A 16,924-nucleotide genomic window follows, 5' to 3' on the forward strand; every position below is an offset into this window, starting at 1 on the left:
CCCACCGCTGTGACGGGGGCCACAGTCGCCCCCGCATCGTCCCTCAAACGCAGCTCTCGCCCAGATCCTCCAGCGCCTCGCGGTCGAGGATGGTGATGCGGCCGGCGTCCAGCCGGATGACGCCCCCGCGCTGCCACTCGTTCAGCAGCTTGTTGACGCTCTCCCGCGACACGCCGACGAGGCAGCCGAGCTGCTGCTGCGACAGCTTGATGTCGAGTTGCAGGCCCTCCGCCACCGGACGGCCGAAGGAGTCGGCCAGCCGGCCGAGCGCGCGGGCGAAGCGCGAGGACGCCTCCAGGAACAGCGTGTCCTCCAGATGCTCGCTGGTCTGGCGCAGCCGCTTGCACAGCACGCCGAGCAGGCGCATGGCCACCTCGGGCCGCGCCGTCAGGAAGGGTAGGAACTGGGTGCGATCGAGCACCAGCAGGTCGGTCTCCTCCAGCGCCACCGCGTCGGCGGTGCGCGGCTCGCCGTCGAGCAGGGCGATCTCGCCGAACACCCCGCCGCGGTTGACGATGCTGAGCACCAGCTCCTTGCCGTCCAGCGAGTGGGAGCAGATCTTCACCCGCCCGCGCACCACCGCCATCATGCTGCTGCCGGGATCGCCCTTCTGGAAGATCACCGCGTTCCTGGGATGGTAGGTCAGCCGCGATCCGGCGGCGAGCCGGTGCAGGTCCTCGCGCTGGAGATGCTTGAGGAGGAAATGCCCGGCGAGGACGAGTTCCTTGTCGAACGCGATCCGGCTCACGGTCATGGCCGACCTCTCTGGACCATCGGGTTTTGAGGGGAACATCCTAGCATCGCCCCCGCCGCCGGGCCGGGGCCGCCAATGGCGGTACTTCGCCGTTCCGCCGGCCCTCCTTTCGCGGAAAAATCAGCGCGGGGAACCCAGTTGCAGGTCGAGCGTGCCGGTGCGCACGCGCAGGCCATGGGCGGTCCGCTCGACGGCGACGGAGCTGGCGACGGGGCTGGCGACGGGGCCGCCGCCCCAGCCGCTCCACTCACCCGAACCGGGCGGCAGGGCCGGCAGCCCCTCCGCCCCGTCCAAATCCTCGTCCGGCAGGGCCGGCGGCAGCGGCAGCGGTCCCAGCGCGGAAGGCGGGACGCGCGCGGACTCCGGCGAGGACGAGCAGGTCGTCTTGCCGTTGACGGTGTCGCAGCGCATGGTTCCCGACCCGCTCAGGCACTGGGTCTTGCCGTTGACGGTCTGGCAGCTCAGCGCCTCGCCGCTCTGCGAGCAGACGCTGCGGCCGTTGACCGTCCGGCACACGGTGAAGGCGGCCTGCGACGGGGTGGGCTGAAGCGCGGCGACGGCGCCGAGCAGCAGCAACAGGGACAGCGTGGCGTTCGGCATGGGATTCCCCCCTCGTTCCGGGGATGCGGAGAACGGAGCCGGCCGGCAGCGCCTCCGCGTTGCCGGCCGGCCCGATGGGATGATCGCCTCAGCGCTGCCGGGCCAGACCCCGCTGGCCGGCGACGTTGCCGAGACCGGCCGCCACGTTGGTGGCCAGATCGACGTTGGTGCTGACCAGCGGCCCGCGCCCCGTCATGTTCAGCCCGACCTGCACACCGTTGCCCTGCATGCCGAGAACGCGCTGCTGGGCGCTGTTGCCGATGCCGGCCGCCGTGTTGGTCGCCACGCCGACGTTGGTGCTGACCAGCGGGTTGACCAGACCGCCGCCGGCCAGACCGCCGCCGGGCGTGCCCTGCATCGTCATTACCCGCTGCTGGGCGCTGTTGCCGATGCCCGCCGCCGTGTTGGTGGAGGTCCCGACGTTGGTGGAGGTCAACCCGCCGAAGCCGGGGAAGGCGCCGGGACGCACCGGTACATTGTCGGCCATGGCGGGGGCGGCGAGCAGGGCGACGGCGAAACCGCTGAGCAGGACGGAGCGGATCATGATGGCGATCTCCTCGGCGAATGTTTGCGGCGAGAGGGTTGCGGCAGGGCGTTGCGGGGATTGCTCAGCGCTGCTGGAGGAGGGCGCGCTGCCCGGCGAAATTGCCGATGCCGGCCGACAGGTTCTGGACGTTGCCGAGGTTGCCGCCGCCGGGCAGCGGGGAGCGGCTGCCGAACTGCTGGACCAGGGCGCTCTGCGAGGCGCGGTTGCCGATGCCGGCCGCCGTGTTGCCGACGATGGCGGTGTTGGAGCCGCCGCCGACCAGCGGGGCGCCGAGGACGCGGCCGGGGCCGCCCTGCATCACGGTGGCGCCCTGGCGGGCGACGTTGCCGACACCCGCCGCCAGGTTGCTGACGTCGGCGGTGTTGGCGGTGCCGAGGATGCTGCCGCCGGTCGCCTGCCGGGTCATCGCCGACTGAAGCGCCACGTTGCCGACGCCGGCCGCGGTGTTCGAGATCGAGCTGACGTTCTGGGCGAAGGCCGGGGCCGACAGCAGGGCGACGGTGGCGAAGCCGGCGAACAGGGCGGTGCGGATCATGGCGCGTCTTCCTTCATGGCGGGAATAAGGGGCGGGAATAAGGGGCGGGGAGGAGGGAGGCGAGGCCGGCGGTGGCTGGCCGTCCTGGCCGTCTGCCCTGTCACCGTCTCGATGACCGGACACTAATCCCGCTCCGGATCCCCCGCTGTGAGCCGCGCCACAAACCCGTGCTCTTTCCCTGCCGGCGCCTTTCCCACCCGGTCCCGCCCTATTTCTCCCCGAAGAAGGCGAGCAGCGCGTCCGCCGTCTCCTCCGGCCGTTCCTCCGGCAGGAAATGGCCGGCGGGAAGCGCCGTCCCCCGGATGGCGGGGGCGTAGCGGCGCCAGATCGCCAGCGGGTCGGGGTAGAGGCGGCCGACCGTGCTGCGCGAGCCCCACAGCGCCAGCGCCGGACAGGTCACGACCCGGCCGGCGTCGCGGTCGATGCGGTCGTGGATGAGGTCGATGCCGGCGGCGGCGCGGTAATCCTCGCACATGGCGTGGACGGCGACCGGATCGCGGAACGCCTCGCGGTAGGCGGCGACCGCCTCCTCGCCGAAGGTGTCGGGCGCCGACCCCCAGGAGCCCAGCGTGCGCCGCAGGTAATAGTCGGGATCCAGCCCGATCATGTGCTCGGGCAGGCCGTTGGGCTGGATCAGGAAGAACCAGTGGAAATAGGCGGTGGCCATCGCCTGGTCGGCGCGCTCGAACACCTCGACGGTCGGGATGATGTCGAGGAAGGCGACGCTCTCCACCGCGTCCGGATGGTCGAGCGTCAGCCGGTGCGCCACGCGGGCGCCACGGTCGTGCCCGGCGAGCCGGAAACGGTCGAAGCCCAGCGCCGCCATCGCCTCCACCTGGTCGCGGGCGGTGCTGCGCTTGCAGTAGGTCAGGTGCTCCGGATCGCCCGGCGGCTTGGAGGAACGGCCGTAGCCGCGCAGGTCGGTGGCGACGACGGTGAAGCGCTGCGCCAACCGTGGGGCGACCCGGTGCCACATCACATGGGACTGCGGGAAGCCGTGGAGAAGCAGCAGGGGCGGCCCCGCCCCACCGATCCGCGCCTGGATCTCCACGCCCGTGACGCGGATGCGCCGTTCCGTGAATCCCTCGAACATCGTTGCCCCCCGTTGCGTCCAGAAGCCCGATCGGCCTCCATCATCGGACGCAACCCCAATCCGGGCAACGGGTTCCAACGGGATCTTCGGAGGAGGGAGCCGGGTCCCGGCCGGTGCCTCGCCCCCTCAACCGATCGTGTGCTCGACCAGGATCTTGGCGCCGATGCCGATCAGCACCAGCCCGCCGGCCAGCTCGGCCCAGCGGCCGAGGCGGCTGCCGGCGGCGCGGCCGATGAGGACGCCGCCGAAGGCGACCGCGAAGGTCACGGCGCCGATCAGCGCCGCCGTGGTCACCATGTCGACGTCGACCATCGCGAGGCCGGCGCCGACCGCCGCCGCGTCGATGCTGGTGGCGATCGCCGTGGTCAGCAGGGCGAGCCATTCGTTGCGTCCCGAACGGACCGGACCGCAATCCGACTCCCCCTCCTCCTCGGAATCGAGGATGGCGTTGCGGATCATCGCGCCGCCGACGGCAAGCAGCAGACCGAAGGCGATCCAATGGTCGACCGCCTCGACGAGGCTGGCGAAGGCGATGCCGACCGCCCAGCCGATCAGCGGCATGGCGCACTGCGCGACGCCGAAGGCCATGCCGACCCGCATCGCCTCGGGCAGGCCGGGACGGCGCGAGCAGGCGCCGCGGCTGAGGGCGGCGGCGAAGGAATCCATGGACAGGCTGAAGGCTAGGGCCAGGGAGGTCCCGAACATCGACGAATCCTCGGCCAAGCGGATTTCAGTGGATACAGGCGGACTCCGGCTGGCCTGCGGAGATGCCCGTTCCACTGGTCTCGCCTGGCTGGTCCGAAGACGGCTGTCCGCGCCATGGCGGTTCGGCGCACCCGCCGGAACCGTCCAAGTCTGTTGACGCGAACCCCTCCAACGCCGGAGGGTGGCTACTCCCCAATGACGCACAAACTCCTAACGGCGCCGGACGCCGGGGTCAAGAATTTTGCGCCCCGCGATCCCGCACTGCGGCATCCTGTCCAGCGCGATGCGCCATCAGCCAATCCGCTACCAACCAACCCGGCGGTGCGCGATCCGGCCGCGCAGGTAGGTCGCCGCCACCGCGCGGTCGTCGCCCAGCGTCATCAGCACGAACAGCTCCTCCTCCAGGTCGCCGTCCACCGTCGTCATGCGATGTCGCATAGCCGGGGTGGCGCGCGGGTCCAGAACCACCAGATCGGCCCAGCGCCCCGGCTCCAGCGCGCCGATCTCCGCCTCCAGGCCCAGCGCCGCCGCGTTGCCGCGCGTCATCAGGTCGAAGGCGGCGAGCGCCGGCAGGTTCTGGCGGTTCAGTTGCAGGACCTTGTAGGCCTCCCCCGCCGTGCGCAGCATGGAATAGCTGGTGCCGCCGCCGACGTCGGTCGCCAGCGCCGTGCGCACCGGCCGGTCGGCCCGCGCCAGCGCCGCCCGGTCGAACAGCCCGCTGCCGATGAACAGGTTGGAGGTCGGGCAGAAGACGGCGACCGATCCCGTCTCCGACAGCCGGCCCATCTCGGCCTCCGACAGGTGGATGCAATGGCCGAACAGCGAGGTCGGCCCGAGCAGCCCGAAGCGGTCGTAGACGTCGGTGTAGTCGCGGGCGGCGGGGAACAGCCGGCGGACGGTGGCGATCTCTTCGGCGTTCTCCGACAGGTGGGTCTGCATGTGGACGCCCGCATGCTCGCGCAGCAGGGCGCCCGCCGCCTCCAGCTGCGCCTCGGTCGAGGTGATGGCGAAGCGCGGCGTCACCGCGTAGCGCTGGCGCCCGTGGCCGTGCCAGCGCGCGATCAGCGCCTTGCTGTCGGCGTAGCCGCTCTCGGCAGTGTCGGTCAGGGCGGCCGGGGCGTGGCGGTCCATCATCACCTTGCCGGCGATCAGGCCGGCGCCGCGCCGCTCGGCCTCGGCGAACAGGGCGTCGACCGATTGCGGGTGGACCGAGCCGTAGGCGACAGCGGTCGTCGTGCCGTTGCGCAAAAGCTCGTCGAGGAAGAAGGCCGCCCCCGCCGCCGCGTGGGCCGGGTCGGCGTATCTCTGCTCCTCGATGAAGGTGTATTTCTCCAGCCAGTCGAGCAGCCGCGCCCCGTAGGAGGCGATGACCTGGGTCTGCGGGAAATGGATGTGGGTGTCGATGAAGCCGGGCAGGATCAGCCCGTCCGGGTGATGCTCGACCGCGACGCCTTCCGGCAGCCGGCCGCGCAGGCCGGCGTAGTCGCCGACGGCAGCGATCCGCCCGTCCTTGACCAGCACCAGCCCGTCCTCGATGAACCGGTAACTGCCGGCGTCGCCCGGCCCGTCGGGCGCGCGACGGAAGCTGAGCAGGCGGCCACGGATCGCGGTGGTGTCGGTCATGGTTGCAGTCCCGTCAGCGCGTGGTATCCCCGGACCATGCGGCCAGGATGGCGCGCTCGTCCGGTGTGATCTGCGTGATGTTGGCCGGCGGCATGGCCCGGCTCAGGCCCGCCTGCAAGCGGATCTCCGTCGCATGGCGGCGGATCGCCGCCTCGCCGTCCAGCACCACCCCGCGCGGCGGCGTGGCGATGCCCTCCCAGACCGGCTCGGCGGCGTGGCACATGCTGCAACGGGACAACACGATCTCCTCGACCTGGGTGAAGCTGACCCTGGTCGGAAGCGCGGCGGCCGTCCCCCCGGCCGGCAGGGCGGGGCCGAAGCTGCTCAGCCACGCCGCCGCCAGCATCCCGGCGGCGGCCACCCCCCAGGTCCACCAGGGCGATCCCTTGCCGGCGTGCTGGCTGTTGAAGAAATGGCGGATCGAGGCGCCGACCACCAGCACCAGCGCCACCATCACCCAGTTGAAGCGGGTCGATGTGACCAGCGGGTAATGGTTGGCGATCATCAGGAAGACCACCGGCAGGGTCAGGTAGTTGTTGTGCAGCGAGCGCTGCTTGGCCTGACGGCCCAGCGCCGGGTCGGGGGTCTCGCCGCGCAGCATGGCGGCGACGGTCTTGCGCTGGTTGGGGATGATCAGCAGGAAGACGTTGGCCGCCATCATGGTCGCCATCAGCGCGCCCATCTGGAGCATGGCGCCGCGCCCGCTGAAGACCCGCGTCATCGCCCAGGCGGTCGCCACCAGCAGGACGAAGCCCGCCGCCGCCAGCGCCGCGTCGTTGCGGCCGAGCGGCGACTTGCACATCCGGTCATAGGCGACCCAGCCCAGGGCCAGCGCGCCGACGCTGGCGGCGATCGCCTGCCACGGCGCCAGTGCCATGACGTCCTGGTCGATCAGGAACAGGTCGGCGCCCCGGTAGTAGAGCACGCACATCAGGAAGAAGCCGCTGATCCAGGTGGCGTAGGATTCCCACTTGAACCAGGTCAGATCCTCCGGCAGCTGCGGCGGGGCGACCATGTACTTGGTCATGTGGTAGAAGCCGCCGCCATGGATCTGCCAGGCGTCGCCCGCCGTGCCGGCCGGCGCCCCCGTCCGCCTGCGCAGCGAGGCGTCGAGATGGATGAAGTAGAAGGACGACCCGATCCAGGCGATGGCGGTGATGACGTGCAGCCACCGCGCCACGGCGTTGATCCACTCCCACAGGATGGGTTCCATCGCAGACACTCTCCCCTTCTCACCGCCCTTCGGGCGGGCAGCCGGCCCGGATGGCTGGTTGAGCGGAGTCTAAAGCCATCGCGGCGGCTTGGGAAACCGGGTGCGCGTTCCCAACAGCTTCAAAGAATGGCGAAGAATGCGCGGGCGGCCGGACGCTCCCGAAACCCTCGCCGCCTAGGCGCGCGGGCGCAAGCCGTCCAGCAGCAGCCCGATCGACTGGCGCGCGATCGCCTCCACGTCGAGGTCGCCGTCGGGGCGGTACCAGCGGGCGATCCAGCTCAGGGCGCCCGACAGGGTGAAGGCGGCGATCTTCGGGTCGCAGGGCGCGATCGAGCCCTCCGCCACGCCGCGTTCGATCAGGGTGCGGAACTTCAGGTCGATGCGGCGCTTCAGGGCGCGCATGGTGCGCCGGCTCTCGCCCGTCAGCGGCTCCTCGCCGACGCGGATCACGCACATGCCGAAATCGGCGGTGACGATGCCGACATAGGTGGTCATCACCGCGACCAGCTCGTCGTACGCGCTGCCGCCATGACCGATGACCTCGTTCGAAGCCGAATCGAGCAGTTCCAGCCCGATCCGCACGCACTCGAACAGGATTTCCTCCTTGTTTTTCACGTAATAGTAGATTGTCGGCTTGGTAACATTCAACCGACGGGCGATATCGTCCAGCGAGGTGGCGTAGTAACCCATCTCGTTGAACGCCTGCGCCGCCGTCCGCAGGACGGCGATGCGCTTTTCCTCGCGCTCGTTCCGCCGGTCCGTCGGTGTCTTCCACGGCGATTCCGACATGCTGCTCCGGCTCCCCTGCCCCATCGCCCTTCCTTCCCACCTCGCGGCTCCGCTGTCCAGACCCGTCCGCACCGAAAGCGGATGCGGCAATGAGCCGTCCGGCGCATTGTTCGCGTGACCCGCTTGTTCTCAACTCTACTTTCAAGTAACATATATTCCAACAAGTAGATCAAGAAGGCCGGCCTCCGCGCTCCGGTGCCGGTCCACAGGCAAGAACCGGGAGAACACGCAATGCCCCAGGATGGAATCGTCCAGGACGAGATCGTCGCGGCGCGCGGCACCAGCATCGGCGGCGCCCTGGCGCGCGCGGCGCGGCGGTACGGCGACCGCACCGCGCTGCGCTACGGCGAGCGGGAATGGAGCTTCGCCAGGCTGCACCGCGCCGCCCGCCGCGTCGCCCGCCGGCTGGGCGACCTCGGCCTGCGGCCCGGCGACCGGGTCGCCGCCTTCGGCCGCAACTCCGACGCCTATGTGGTGGCGTGGCTCGGCTGCGCGATCGGCGGCTTCATCCATGTGCCAGTCAACTACGCCCTGACCGGGGAGGAGCTGTCCTACATCCTCGGCCAGTCGGGCGCCCGGCTGGTGCTGCACGACGCCGAGCTGGCGGAGACGCTGGCCGGAGCGAGCCGGCGGGGCGAATGGGCGGCGACGCTGGCGGGTGCGGAGGGGAGTGCCGGCGCCCCCAGCGCCCCCAGCGCCCCCAGCGCCTTCGACGTGCTGACGGTGGCGCTCGACGACACCGCGCCTGATCTGACGGCCGAACCCCTCATCGGCGCCGACACGGTGGTGCAGCTCCTCTACACCTCGGGCACCACGGCGGCGCCCAAGGGCGCCATGATGACCCACGGCAGCCTGCTGGCCGAGTACCAGAGCTGCATCCACGACTGCCGGCTCGACGGCACCGACCGCACGCTGGCGGCGCTGCCGCTCTACCACTCGGCGCAGATGCACGTCTTCCTGATGCCGCTGCTGCTGGTCGGCGCCTCCAGCCTGCTGATCCAGGCGCCGGCCCCCAAGCTGTGCCTGGAGCTGATCGAGCGCCACCGCATCACCTCCTTCTTCGCGCCGCCGACCGTCTGGGTCAGCCTGCTGCGCCACCCGGATTTCGACGCGCACGATCTGGGCTCTCTGGAGAAGCTCTATTACGGCGCCTCGATCATGCCGGTGCCGGTGCTTCAGGAGCTGCGCCGGCGGCTGCCCAGCGCCAAGCCCTACAACTGCTACGGCCAGAGCGAGATCGGCCCGCTCGCCACCGTGCTGGCCCCCGACGAGCACGAGGAGCGTCCCGCCTCGGCCGGCCGCCCGATCCTCAACGTCGAGACCCGCGTGGTCGACGCCGACATGAAGGATCTGCCGCCCGGCCAGCACGGCGAGATCGTCCACCGCTCGCCCCAGCTGATGGCCGGCTATTGGGGCAAGGAGGCGGAAACGGCGGAAGCCTTCCAGGGCGGCTGGTTCCATTCCGGCGACGTCGGCTATCTCGACGAGGCCGGCTACCTCTACATCGTCGACCGCATCAAGGACGTCATCAACACCGGCGGCGTGGTGGTCGCCAGCCGCGAGGTGGAGGAGGCGCTCTACACCCACCCGGCGGTCGCCGAGGTGGCGGTGGTGGCCCTGCCCGACCCGAAATGGATCGAGGCGGTGACCGCCTTCGTCGTCCTGCGCAGCGGCCAGACCGCCACGGGCGAGGAGCTGGTCACCCATTGCCGGCAGCATCTGGCGCCCTTCAAGCTGCCGAAGGCCGTCCATTTCGTCGAGTCCCTGCCGCGCAACACCGCCGGCAAGCTGCTGAAGCGCGAGCTGCGCCGCAGTCATTCGGAACCGGCCTGATGGGCGCCGCCTGGCAGCCGCCGCTGCAAAGCCTGCGCTTCCTCGTCCACGAGGTGCTGAAGGCCCCCGCGCTCCTCGCCGAGGCCGGCTGGGAGGAGGTGTCGCCCGAGCTGTTCGACGACGTGCTGGCCCAGGCCGGCCGTCTGGCGGCCGACAAGCTGGCGCCGCTCAACCGCTCCGGCGACGAGGAAGGGGCTCGGGTCGAGGCGGGCCATGACGGTGGTGGCGTTCGGATGCCGGCCGGCTTCGCCGCCGCCTACGCGGCGTGGCGCGACGGCGGCTGGATGGGGCTGGCCGGCGATCCGGCTTACGGCGGACAGGGCATGCCCTTCCTGCTCGACGCGCTGGTGACCGAGATGGTGTGCGCCGCCAACCTCGCCTTCAGCGTCACCCCCGGCCTGACCCAGGGCGCCATCCGTGCGCTCGCCGCCCATGGCGACGCGGCGCTGAAGGACCGTTTCCTGCCGCCGATGGTCGCCGGGGAGTGGACCGGCGCCATGGCGCTGACCGAGCCGCAGGCCGGCACCGACCTCGGCCTGCTGCGGACCCGAGCGGACCCGGCGGCGGAGCCGGCCGGCGACGGCGGCTACCGGCTGACCGGCCAGAAGATGTTCATCTCCTCGGCCGACCACGACCTGACCGGCGGCGTCCTGCATCTGGTGCTCGCCCGCCTGCCCGGCGCGCCGCCCGGCACGCGCGGCATCAGCCTGTTCGCCGTGCCGAAGCGGCTGGAAGACGGCAGCCGCAACGGCTGGTCGGTGCTGTCGGTCGAGCACAAGATGGGGCTGCACGCCTCGCCGACCTGCGTCGTGTCCTACGAGGGCGCCGTCGGCTGGCTGGTGGGAACACCGCACCGCGGCCTCGCCGCCATGTTCACGATGATGAACCACGAGCGGCTGTTCGTCGGCCTCCAGGGCATCGGCGTCGGCGAGCGGGCCGCGCAGGCGGCGCTCGCCTACGCGCGCGACCGCGTGCAGGGGCGCTCCCCCGGCGGACCGTCGGGCGGACCGTCGCGCCCCGATCTCCCGGCCGATCCCATCCTCGACCACCCCGACGTGCGGCGGATGGTTCTGACCGCCCGCGCCGTCACCGACGCCGGCCGGGCGCTCGCCGCCTGGACGGCGCTGTGGCTCGACCGCGCGGCGAAGCGCGGGGACGCCGCCGTCGCCGGGGAGGCGGAGGATTGGGCGGCGCTGCTGACCCCGGTCATCAAGGCCGCCGGCACCGATTTCGGCTTCGAGGCGGCGCTGCTCGCCCAGCAGGTGATGGGCGGGCACGGCTACATCCGCGACAACGGGGTGGAGCAGCTCGTCCGCGACGTGCGGGCGACGCAGATCTACGAGGGCACCAACGGTGTCCAGGCGCTCGACCTCGTCGGGCGCAAGCTGGCGCTGCACGGCGGCCGCCCGGTCGCCCGGCTGTTCAAAGCCGTCGAGGATGCGGCGGGGGATCTGGCGTCGGAGCCGGCGACCGCCGCTCTGGCGCAGCCGCTGCGCGACGCGCTGGAGCGCCTGCGCGCCGCCGTCGCCTGGATCGGGGAGGAAGGGCGCGGCCCGCTCGACCCGGCCGCCGGCGCCACCGACCTGCTGCGTCTGACGGCGCTGGTCGCCTATGGCTGGATGTGGGGGCTGATGGCCACGGCGGCGGCCCGCCGGCCGGAAGGCTACGACGCGGCTTTCCTGGACGCGCGGATCGGCCTCGCCCGGTTCTTCATGCAGAGGATGCTGACGGAGGCGGCGGCGCTGGAAGCCCGCATCCGCGACGGCCATGCCAACCTGTCCGGGCCGGGTTTGGAGGGTGATCTGCCCGGCCTCGACGGATAGGGCAGCCGGGCGGGAGGCATCCCCCTCGCCTACTCTCGTTCACGTCATGACCGGGCTTGTCCCGGTCATCCACGGGCGCACTCCGAGAGCGTGCTTGGAATTTGCGCGTGGATGCCCGGCTCAAGGCCGGGCATGACGGGTCACCGGTGTCAGGACTTTCGCTCGACGGTATCAGATCGAGATGCGCAGCGATTCCCGGTTGACCGGCGGGCTGTCCGGCGTGGCGGCCGGAGCCATCGGCGGGCGCGGCATCGCACCGGCGGCCGGGCGCAGACCGGCCGGACCCTGCGGGGCCGGCGCCTGGGATGCCGCGGCCTGCTGGGCCGCCTGCTGGGCGATGAACTCGCCCTGCGCGGTCAGGCCGCTGGCGACGGCGCGGTTGACGCTGACCAGTGTTTCGAGCTTGTCGAAATCCAGGTCGATCAGACGGGCGGTCGTCTCGCGGTCGACCAGCAGCGACAGCGCCGCGATGTTGGTGCGGACCTCGGGCGGGTGCCCGCAATCCTCTTCCGTGATCGCCGCCTGGAAGATCGTCCACAGCCGCTGGTTCAACTGTAGAGCGGCCTGAAGGGCCTCGGCGTCCCTGGCGTGTCCGGCGGAGATCAGGCGACGCGCGGCCTCGGCCAGGGCCCACGCCTCGACATCCCGCGGATTGTCCGAGGTCGGCTTGTTGGCGTAGGTGGGAGTCGGCTTCATTCCAAACCCTCAAAGGAGGCGGACCCATGCGGACGCGGACGGACTGCCCCCGCTCGTTCATGCCCGAAGTGTGGGTGATCCTCCGGGTTTTGTCAACGCGACGGGGTTAATTCAGACGGCCTGTAAGGGTTTGCCGCGACATGATCACAGCCGCCGGCCCCGCCGCAACCGGCCAGCAGGGCGCGGGCGGCGTCGATCACCACCGCCTCGGCGATGCCGTCCATCAGGCCGCGCGCGCCGGGGTCGGCCGCCACCCGGCACAGCAGCTCGTCGCGCGGCACCGTGCCGGTCACCGCGCGGGCGCGCGGCCCCCAGGGGCCGTAGGTTTCCGGAAAGCCCGGCCCGAACAGCCCCAGCGTCGGCACCCCGGCGGCGGCGGCGATGTGCATCAGCCCGCTGTCGTTGCCGACATAGAGCGCCGCCCGCGACAGGCAGGCGGCGGCGGCCATCGGGTCGGTGCGGCCGGTCAGGTCGATCGCCTGCCCGCCCAGCGCCTCCAGCAGCGGCCGGGCGCGCTCGCGCTCCGGCCCGGCCGCCAGCACGGCGACGCGGGCGCCGGGCAGCGGCCCGTCGGCGGCGGTCAGGCGGCGGGCGAGCGCGGCGAAGCGCTCCGCCGGCCACTCCTTGCCCAGCCAGTTGGCGGTCGGCCCGATCGCCAGCAGGGGCGCGCCCGGCGGCAGCCGGTCGGACGGCAGCAGGGCCTCGGCCTCGGCCCGCGCGCGCTCGTCGATCCACAGGCGCGGGGCCGGCGGCGGCGACAGGCCGAGCACAGCGGCGATCTCCTCGACCTTGTGCATCGGCCGCGCCGCCTTGGCGTGGAAGGCGCGGCGCCGGGCCGGCACCAGCCGCCCGACCGCCGAGTTGCGCAGATCGACCACCAGATCCCAGCGCGTGCCGACGCAGTCCAGCCACAACCGCAGCCAGTGGCGGGCGTAGGAGCGCTTGGCCATCGGGATCAGCCGCTCCAGCCCCGGCACGGCGCGGAACAGCGGCGCCGGCAGCGGCCCGCAGGCGATGGTCAGGCGGGCGTCGGGAAAGCGCTCGGTCAGGTGGCCGAGCAGCCCGGTGGACAGCACCGCGTCGCCCAGCCGGTTGGAGGTGATGAAGAGGATGCGCCTCACGGCTCCGCTCCTCACGGCCCGGCCCCGGCGGCGGCGCCCGTGGTGGAGGCCGGCGGCGGCCCGGCGTTGCGCCCCGGCTTCAGCCGCAGGCCGCGCGACATCACCCAGAGCGCCGGGACCACCGTGACCAGCGGCAGCGCGTACATCAGCGGCACGAAGGGCGTCATCTTGCCGGCAAGGCTGGTGAGCCCCAGCGCCGCCGCCTGAAGCCCCATCACCAGCAGCACCGCGATGGTGACGCGGGACGACTGGCCGCGCCGGTTGAACTCGCCGGACAGCAGGGCGGCCAGCGCCACCGCGGCGTAGGCCAGCGCCAGCAGCGGCGAGGAGAAGCGGTGGTGCAGCTCGGCGATCAGGCCGCGCCGCATGCGGTCGTCCTGGGCGATGATGGCGTTGGGGTCCATCAACTCGGCGGTGGAGCGCTCGCGGGCGTCGGGCCAGCGCTCGGCCGCCGCCGGGGTCAGCACCTTGAGGTCGACGGCGTAGCGCTCGAAGAAAAGCTGCGAGAGACGGCCGGTCTTGCGGTCCAGCTCCTGCCGGTTGCCGTCATAGACGACGAAGCGCGCGCCCTCCGGCCCGGTCAGCATGACGGCGCGGTCGCCCATCACCGTCACCGGCTTTTCCGGCACGCGGTCGTCGTGGATCAGCACCTTGTGCAGGTTGCCCTCGCCGTCGCGCTCGCGCAGGAAGACGCTGAAGCGCTCGCCCACCTCGTTGAAGACGCCCTCGCGCAGGAAGAGCTGCGAATAGTCGCTGCGCACCGCGTATTCCATGCGCACCAGCTCGCGGTGGGCGGCCGGCGTCACCCAGACGTTCAGGGTGTAGACCACCACCGTCACCCCCAGCGCCAGCGCCAGCGCCGGCTGCGACAGCGAGAAGGGACCGACCCCGGCGGCGCGCATCACCACCAGCTCGCTGTCGGTCGCCATCTTGTTGTAGGTGAACAGGATCGCCCCGACCAGCGCCAGCGGCAGCACGATCCCGAGGAAGGTCGGCACCGTCAGCAGCAGCAGCCACAGGAACATCCCCATCGGCGCGCCGGCGCTGACCACGATCTCGATCAGCCGCAGCGACTGGCTGAGCCAGATGGTCAGGGTCAGGCCCGCGGTCGAATAGAGCGTGGCGATCAGGAGATTGCGGAACAGGTACCGTTGCAGTCGGTTCATGGGCCTTGGCCGGGAGAAGCTCGCGCGGCAAGCTGACCATCTCCGCCCGCCGGGTCAAGTGCGGAAAACCGGGACCTTTCCCGCCCCCCGGAATCCGCCGCGGCGGACCATGGCGGAAATCTGTGGCGCACGCCCCGCCCGGCCGGTTAGACAGGGCGCCATGGCGACGATCCAAGAGGCGCTGAACGCGGCGCTGGCGCACCATCAGGCCGGCCGGCTGGGCGAGGCGGCGGGGCTCTACCGCGCCGTGCTCGACGCCGCCCCCGGCCACGCCGACGCCTCCCATCTGCTGGGCGTCGTCCATCTCCAGGCCGGCCAGCCCGCCGAGGCCGAGGCGCTGATCCGCGCCGCCATCCAGTCCGACCGCCGCGCCGCCGCCTACCACGACAATCTCGGCAGCGCGCTCAAGGCCCTGGGCCGGCTGGAGGAGGCCGCCGCCGCCCACCGGCAGGCCATCCGACTGAACCCCGGATTCGCGCAGGCGCTCTACAATCTGGGCAACGCGCTGGACGCGCTCGGCCGGCGGGAGGAGGCGGTGACCGCCTACCGGCAGGCGGCGACCCGGCGGCCCGGCTACGCCCGCGCCCGCTTCAACCTGGGCAACGCGCTGGCGGCGCTCGGCCGCGACGACGAGGCCGCCGAGGCCTACCGCGCCGCCATCGCCGACGACCCCGGCTTCGTCGAGGCGCACGCCAACCACGGCGCCCTGCTGCTGGCCCGGATGCGCCCGGACGAGGCCAGCGCGGCGTTCGCCCGCGCGCTGGCCCTGCAACCCGACCATGGGCCGGCGCTCGCCAACCGGGCGTCCGCCCTGCTGGCGCTCGGCGACAACGCGCGGGCCGACGACGCGGCGCGCCGCGCGGTGCTGGCGCGGCCCGGCGTGGCCGAGACTCTTCTGCGGCTGGGCGAGGTGCGCCAGCGGGCCAACCGGCTGGGCGAGGCCGCCGGCATCTACGGCGCCGCCCTGGCGCTCGACCCCGCTCTCGCCGAGGCGCACGCCAACCGGGCGCTGGTCCGCCAGACCCAGGGCCTGCTCGACGCGGCGGAGGCGGGCGACCGGCGGGCGCTGGTCCTGCGGCCCGACCTCGCCGAGGTGCGCTCCAACCTCGCCTATCTGGCGCTGTTCCAGCCGGACGCGAGCCTGGGCGGCGCGCTGGAGGCCCACAAAGCCTGGGACGCCGTCCACGGGGCGCCGCTGCGCGCCGGGTGGCGGCGGCACAAGGTGGCGCCGCTCGCCGGCGGCAAGGGGGGCGCCGCGCGGCCGCTGACGGTCGGCATCCTGTCGGGCGATTTCCGCCGCCATCCCGCCGGACAGTTCGCCGTCCGCACGGTGGAGGCCCTGCCCGCCTTCGGGGTCCGCCTGTTCCTCTACGCCAACCAGCCCGAGAGCGACGACCTCACCGCCCGCTTCCGCGCGGCGGCGGAGCGCTGGACCCCCGTCGCCGCTCTGTCCGACGCCGAGCTGGCCGACCGCATCCGCGCCGACCGGCCGGACGTGCTGATCGACCTCGCCGGCCACAACGCCCGCAACCGTCTGGGAGTCTTCGCCCGCAAGCCGGCGCCGGTGCAGGTCGCGTGGTCGGGCTACATGGCGACCACCGGCCTTGCGGCGATGGACGCGCTGGTCGCCGACCGCCACCATGTGCCGGAGGGCGCGGACGCCTTCTACGTCGAGCGCGTCCTGCGCATGCCCGACGCCTTCATCGCCTACGACCCGCCGCCCGGCGTTCCGGAGCCGGGACCGCCGCCCTGCCTGTCGGGCGCGCCGGTGACCTTCGGCTTCTTCAACATCCTGACCAAGCTGAACGGCACGGTGCTCGACGCCTGGGCGGCCATCCTGGCCCGCCTGCCGGAGGCCCGCCTGCTGATGAAGACCAAGGCGCTGTCCTGCCCGGCGACCGCCGCCCTGTGGCGCGGCCGGCTCGCCGCCGCCGGCATCGCGCCGGACCGGGTGACGATGCTCGGCGCCACCTCCAGCCTCGACCACATGCGCCACGCCGCGTCGATCGACGTGGCGCTCGACCCCTTTCCCTACAGCGGCAGCACGACGACGCTGGAAACGCTGTGGATGGGGGTGCCGGTGATCACGCTGCCGGGGGATACCTTCTCCAGCCGCCACTCGCTGGCCTTCCTGACGGTGGCCGGGGTGGAGGGATGCGTCGCCCGCGACGCGGCGGAGTATGTGGAGCTGGCGGTCGGCTGGGCGCGCGACCCGGCGCGGCTGGCGGCCCTGCGGCGGGACCTGCGCGCCCGCATGGCGGCGGGGCCCCTGTGCGACGGGCGGACGCTCGCCGGGCATCTGGCCGCCGCCCTGGCGCGGGAGGTCGGGCGCCTCGCCCGCCCCGCCTAGCGCCGCCGCCAGTGCGGTCGGCGGTCTTCATGAATTCGTGTCGTAATTGTCATGCATCCCACGTTGTAACCGTTCC

15 protein-coding genes and 1 riboswitch are annotated in these 16,924 nt (G+C 72.3%); of the genes, 3 read left to right on the forward strand and 12 right to left on the reverse strand.

Features of this window, described 5'->3' with window-relative positions; all coding sequences use genetic code 11:
* Positions 1-43: 43 nt before the first annotated feature.
* The 9 genes from J2847_RS11285 to J2847_RS11325 all read right to left on the reverse strand — a co-directional run bounded on the left by J2847_RS11285 (position 44) and on the right by J2847_RS11325 (position 7,859).
* Positions 44-754, reverse strand: a complete 711-nt coding sequence (locus J2847_RS11285) for a Crp/Fnr family transcriptional regulator (protein WP_209779069.1) — start codon at positions 752-754, stop codon at positions 44-46.
* Between the two features lie 120 nt (positions 755-874).
* Positions 875-1,354 carry a hypothetical protein gene (locus J2847_RS11290; RefSeq protein ID WP_209779070.1) on the reverse strand — a complete coding sequence of 160 codons (480 nt, stop codon included), beginning with the start codon at positions 1,352-1,354 and terminating at the stop codon, positions 875-877.
* 88 nt (positions 1,355-1,442) lie between these two features.
* The gene (locus J2847_RS11295; protein ID WP_209779071.1) at positions 1,443-1,898 is read right to left on the reverse strand and encodes a hypothetical protein; all 456 of its coding nucleotides are present in this window, start codon (positions 1,896-1,898) and stop codon (positions 1,443-1,445) included.
* A gap of 64 nt (positions 1,899-1,962) precedes the next feature.
* Positions 1,963-2,436: a hypothetical protein gene (locus J2847_RS11300; RefSeq protein WP_209779072.1), complete on the reverse strand. Its 474-nt coding sequence runs from the start codon at positions 2,434-2,436 to the stop codon at positions 1,963-1,965.
* Between the two features lie 208 nt (positions 2,437-2,644).
* On the reverse strand, positions 2,645-3,529 hold the full coding sequence (locus J2847_RS11305) for an alpha/beta fold hydrolase (protein WP_209779073.1): 885 nt from the start codon (positions 3,527-3,529) through the stop codon (positions 2,645-2,647).
* Positions 3,530-3,655: 126 nt separating this feature from the next.
* Positions 3,656-4,234 carry a manganese efflux pump MntP gene (locus tag J2847_RS11310; RefSeq protein ID WP_209779074.1) on the reverse strand — a complete coding sequence of 193 codons (579 nt, stop codon included), beginning with the start codon at positions 4,232-4,234 and terminating at the stop codon, positions 3,656-3,658.
* Between the two features lie 91 nt (positions 4,235-4,325).
* Positions 4,326-4,440: riboswitch (yybP-ykoY riboswitch) on the reverse strand.
* Positions 4,441-4,537: 97 nt separating this feature from the next.
* The gene (guaD, locus tag J2847_RS11315) at positions 4,538-5,857 is read right to left on the reverse strand and encodes a guanine deaminase (RefSeq protein ID WP_209779075.1); all 1,320 of its coding nucleotides are present in this window, start codon (positions 5,855-5,857) and stop codon (positions 4,538-4,540) included.
* 13 nt (positions 5,858-5,870) lie between these two features.
* The gene (locus J2847_RS11320) at positions 5,871-7,070 is read right to left on the reverse strand and encodes a urate hydroxylase PuuD (protein ID WP_209779076.1); all 1,200 of its coding nucleotides are present in this window, start codon (positions 7,068-7,070) and stop codon (positions 5,871-5,873) included.
* 174 nt (positions 7,071-7,244) lie between these two features.
* A complete protein-coding gene (locus tag J2847_RS11325) occupies positions 7,245-7,859 on the reverse strand; it encodes a TetR/AcrR family transcriptional regulator (RefSeq protein ID WP_233474447.1) in 615 nt (204 codons plus the stop codon).
* A 231-nt stretch (positions 7,860-8,090) separates the two neighbouring features.
* On the opposite strand from J2847_RS11325, the gene J2847_RS11330 reads away from it, so the two are divergent.
* Together J2847_RS11330 and J2847_RS11335 are read left to right on the forward strand one after the other, a co-directional pair.
* Positions 8,091-9,692 carry a fatty acyl-CoA synthetase gene (locus J2847_RS11330; RefSeq protein ID WP_209779078.1) on the forward strand — a complete coding sequence of 534 codons (1,602 nt, stop codon included), beginning with the start codon at positions 8,091-8,093 and terminating at the stop codon, positions 9,690-9,692.
* Complete coding sequence (locus tag J2847_RS11335) at positions 9,692-11,515, forward strand: acyl-CoA dehydrogenase (protein ID WP_209779079.1); 1,824 nt, start codon at positions 9,692-9,694, stop codon at positions 11,513-11,515. Before J2847_RS11330 ends, J2847_RS11335 begins: the two co-directional genes overlap by 1 nt.
* Positions 11,516-11,686: 171 nt before the next feature.
* Here the strand turns inward: J2847_RS11335 and J2847_RS11340 are convergent, their stop codons facing one another.
* The 3 genes from J2847_RS11340 to lptF all read right to left on the reverse strand — a co-directional run bounded on the left by J2847_RS11340 (position 11,687) and on the right by lptF (position 14,498).
* Complete coding sequence (locus tag J2847_RS11340) at positions 11,687-12,211, reverse strand: flagellar biosynthesis regulator FlaF (RefSeq protein ID WP_209779080.1); 525 nt, start codon at positions 12,209-12,211, stop codon at positions 11,687-11,689.
* A 92-nt stretch (positions 12,212-12,303) separates the two neighbouring features.
* A complete protein-coding gene (locus J2847_RS11345) occupies positions 12,304-13,332 on the reverse strand; it encodes a glycosyltransferase family 9 protein (protein ID WP_209779081.1) in 1,029 nt (342 codons plus the stop codon).
* A gap of 11 nt (positions 13,333-13,343) precedes the next feature.
* The gene (lptF, locus tag J2847_RS11350; RefSeq protein ID WP_085557707.1) at positions 13,344-14,498 is read right to left on the reverse strand and encodes an LPS export ABC transporter permease LptF; all 1,155 of its coding nucleotides are present in this window, start codon (positions 14,496-14,498) and stop codon (positions 13,344-13,346) included.
* A 160-nt stretch (positions 14,499-14,658) separates the two neighbouring features.
* Between lptF and J2847_RS11355 the strand changes: the two genes are divergently transcribed.
* On the forward strand, positions 14,659-16,848 hold the full coding sequence (locus tag J2847_RS11355; protein ID WP_209779082.1) for an O-linked N-acetylglucosamine transferase, SPINDLY family protein: 2,190 nt from the start codon (positions 14,659-14,661) through the stop codon (positions 16,846-16,848).
* The last annotated feature ends 76 nt before the right edge of the window (positions 16,849-16,924 follow it).

The sequence above is a fragment of the Azospirillum agricola genome, assembly GCF_017876095.1.
GTDB classification, from domain to species: Bacteria; Pseudomonadota; Alphaproteobacteria; order Azospirillales; family Azospirillaceae; genus Azospirillum; species Azospirillum agricola.

Bases quoted from the DNA above. Each gene is read 5' to 3' on its own strand.
- J2847_RS11285 (WP_209779069.1), bottom strand. From the start codon at position 754: ATGACCGTGAGCCGGATCGCGTTCGACAAGGAACTCGTCCTCGCCGGG.
- J2847_RS11290 (WP_209779070.1), bottom strand. From the start codon at position 1,354: ATGCCGAACGCCACGCTGTCCCTGTTGCTGCTGCTCGGCGCCGTCGCC.
- J2847_RS11295 (WP_209779071.1), bottom strand. From the start codon at position 1,898: ATGATCCGCTCCGTCCTGCTCAGCGGTTTCGCCGTCGCCCTGCTCGCC.
- J2847_RS11300 (WP_209779072.1), bottom strand. From the start codon at position 2,436: ATGATCCGCACCGCCCTGTTCGCCGGCTTCGCCACCGTCGCCCTGCTG.
- J2847_RS11305 (WP_209779073.1), bottom strand. From the start codon at position 3,529: ATGTTCGAGGGATTCACGGAACGGCGCATCCGCGTCACGGGCGTGGAG.
- J2847_RS11310 (WP_209779074.1), bottom strand. From the start codon at position 4,234: ATGTTCGGGACCTCCCTGGCCCTAGCCTTCAGCCTGTCCATGGATTCC.
- guaD (WP_209779075.1), bottom strand. From the start codon at position 5,857: ATGACCGACACCACCGCGATCCGTGGCCGCCTGCTCAGCTTCCGTCGC.
- J2847_RS11320 (WP_209779076.1), bottom strand. From the start codon at position 7,070: ATGGAACCCATCCTGTGGGAGTGGATCAACGCCGTGGCGCGGTGGCTG.
- J2847_RS11325 (WP_233474447.1), bottom strand. From the start codon at position 7,859: ATGTCGGAATCGCCGTGGAAGACACCGACGGACCGGCGGAACGAGCGC.
- J2847_RS11330 (WP_209779078.1), top strand. From the start codon at position 8,091: ATGCCCCAGGATGGAATCGTCCAGGACGAGATCGTCGCGGCGCGCGGC.
- J2847_RS11335 (WP_209779079.1), top strand. From the start codon at position 9,692: ATGGGCGCCGCCTGGCAGCCGCCGCTGCAAAGCCTGCGCTTCCTCGTC.
- J2847_RS11340 (WP_209779080.1), bottom strand. From the start codon at position 12,211: ATGAAGCCGACTCCCACCTACGCCAACAAGCCGACCTCGGACAATCCG.
- lptF (WP_085557707.1), bottom strand. From the start codon at position 14,498: ATGAACCGACTGCAACGGTACCTGTTCCGCAATCTCCTGATCGCCACG.
- J2847_RS11355 (WP_209779082.1), top strand. From the start codon at position 14,659: ATGGCGACGATCCAAGAGGCGCTGAACGCGGCGCTGGCGCACCATCAG.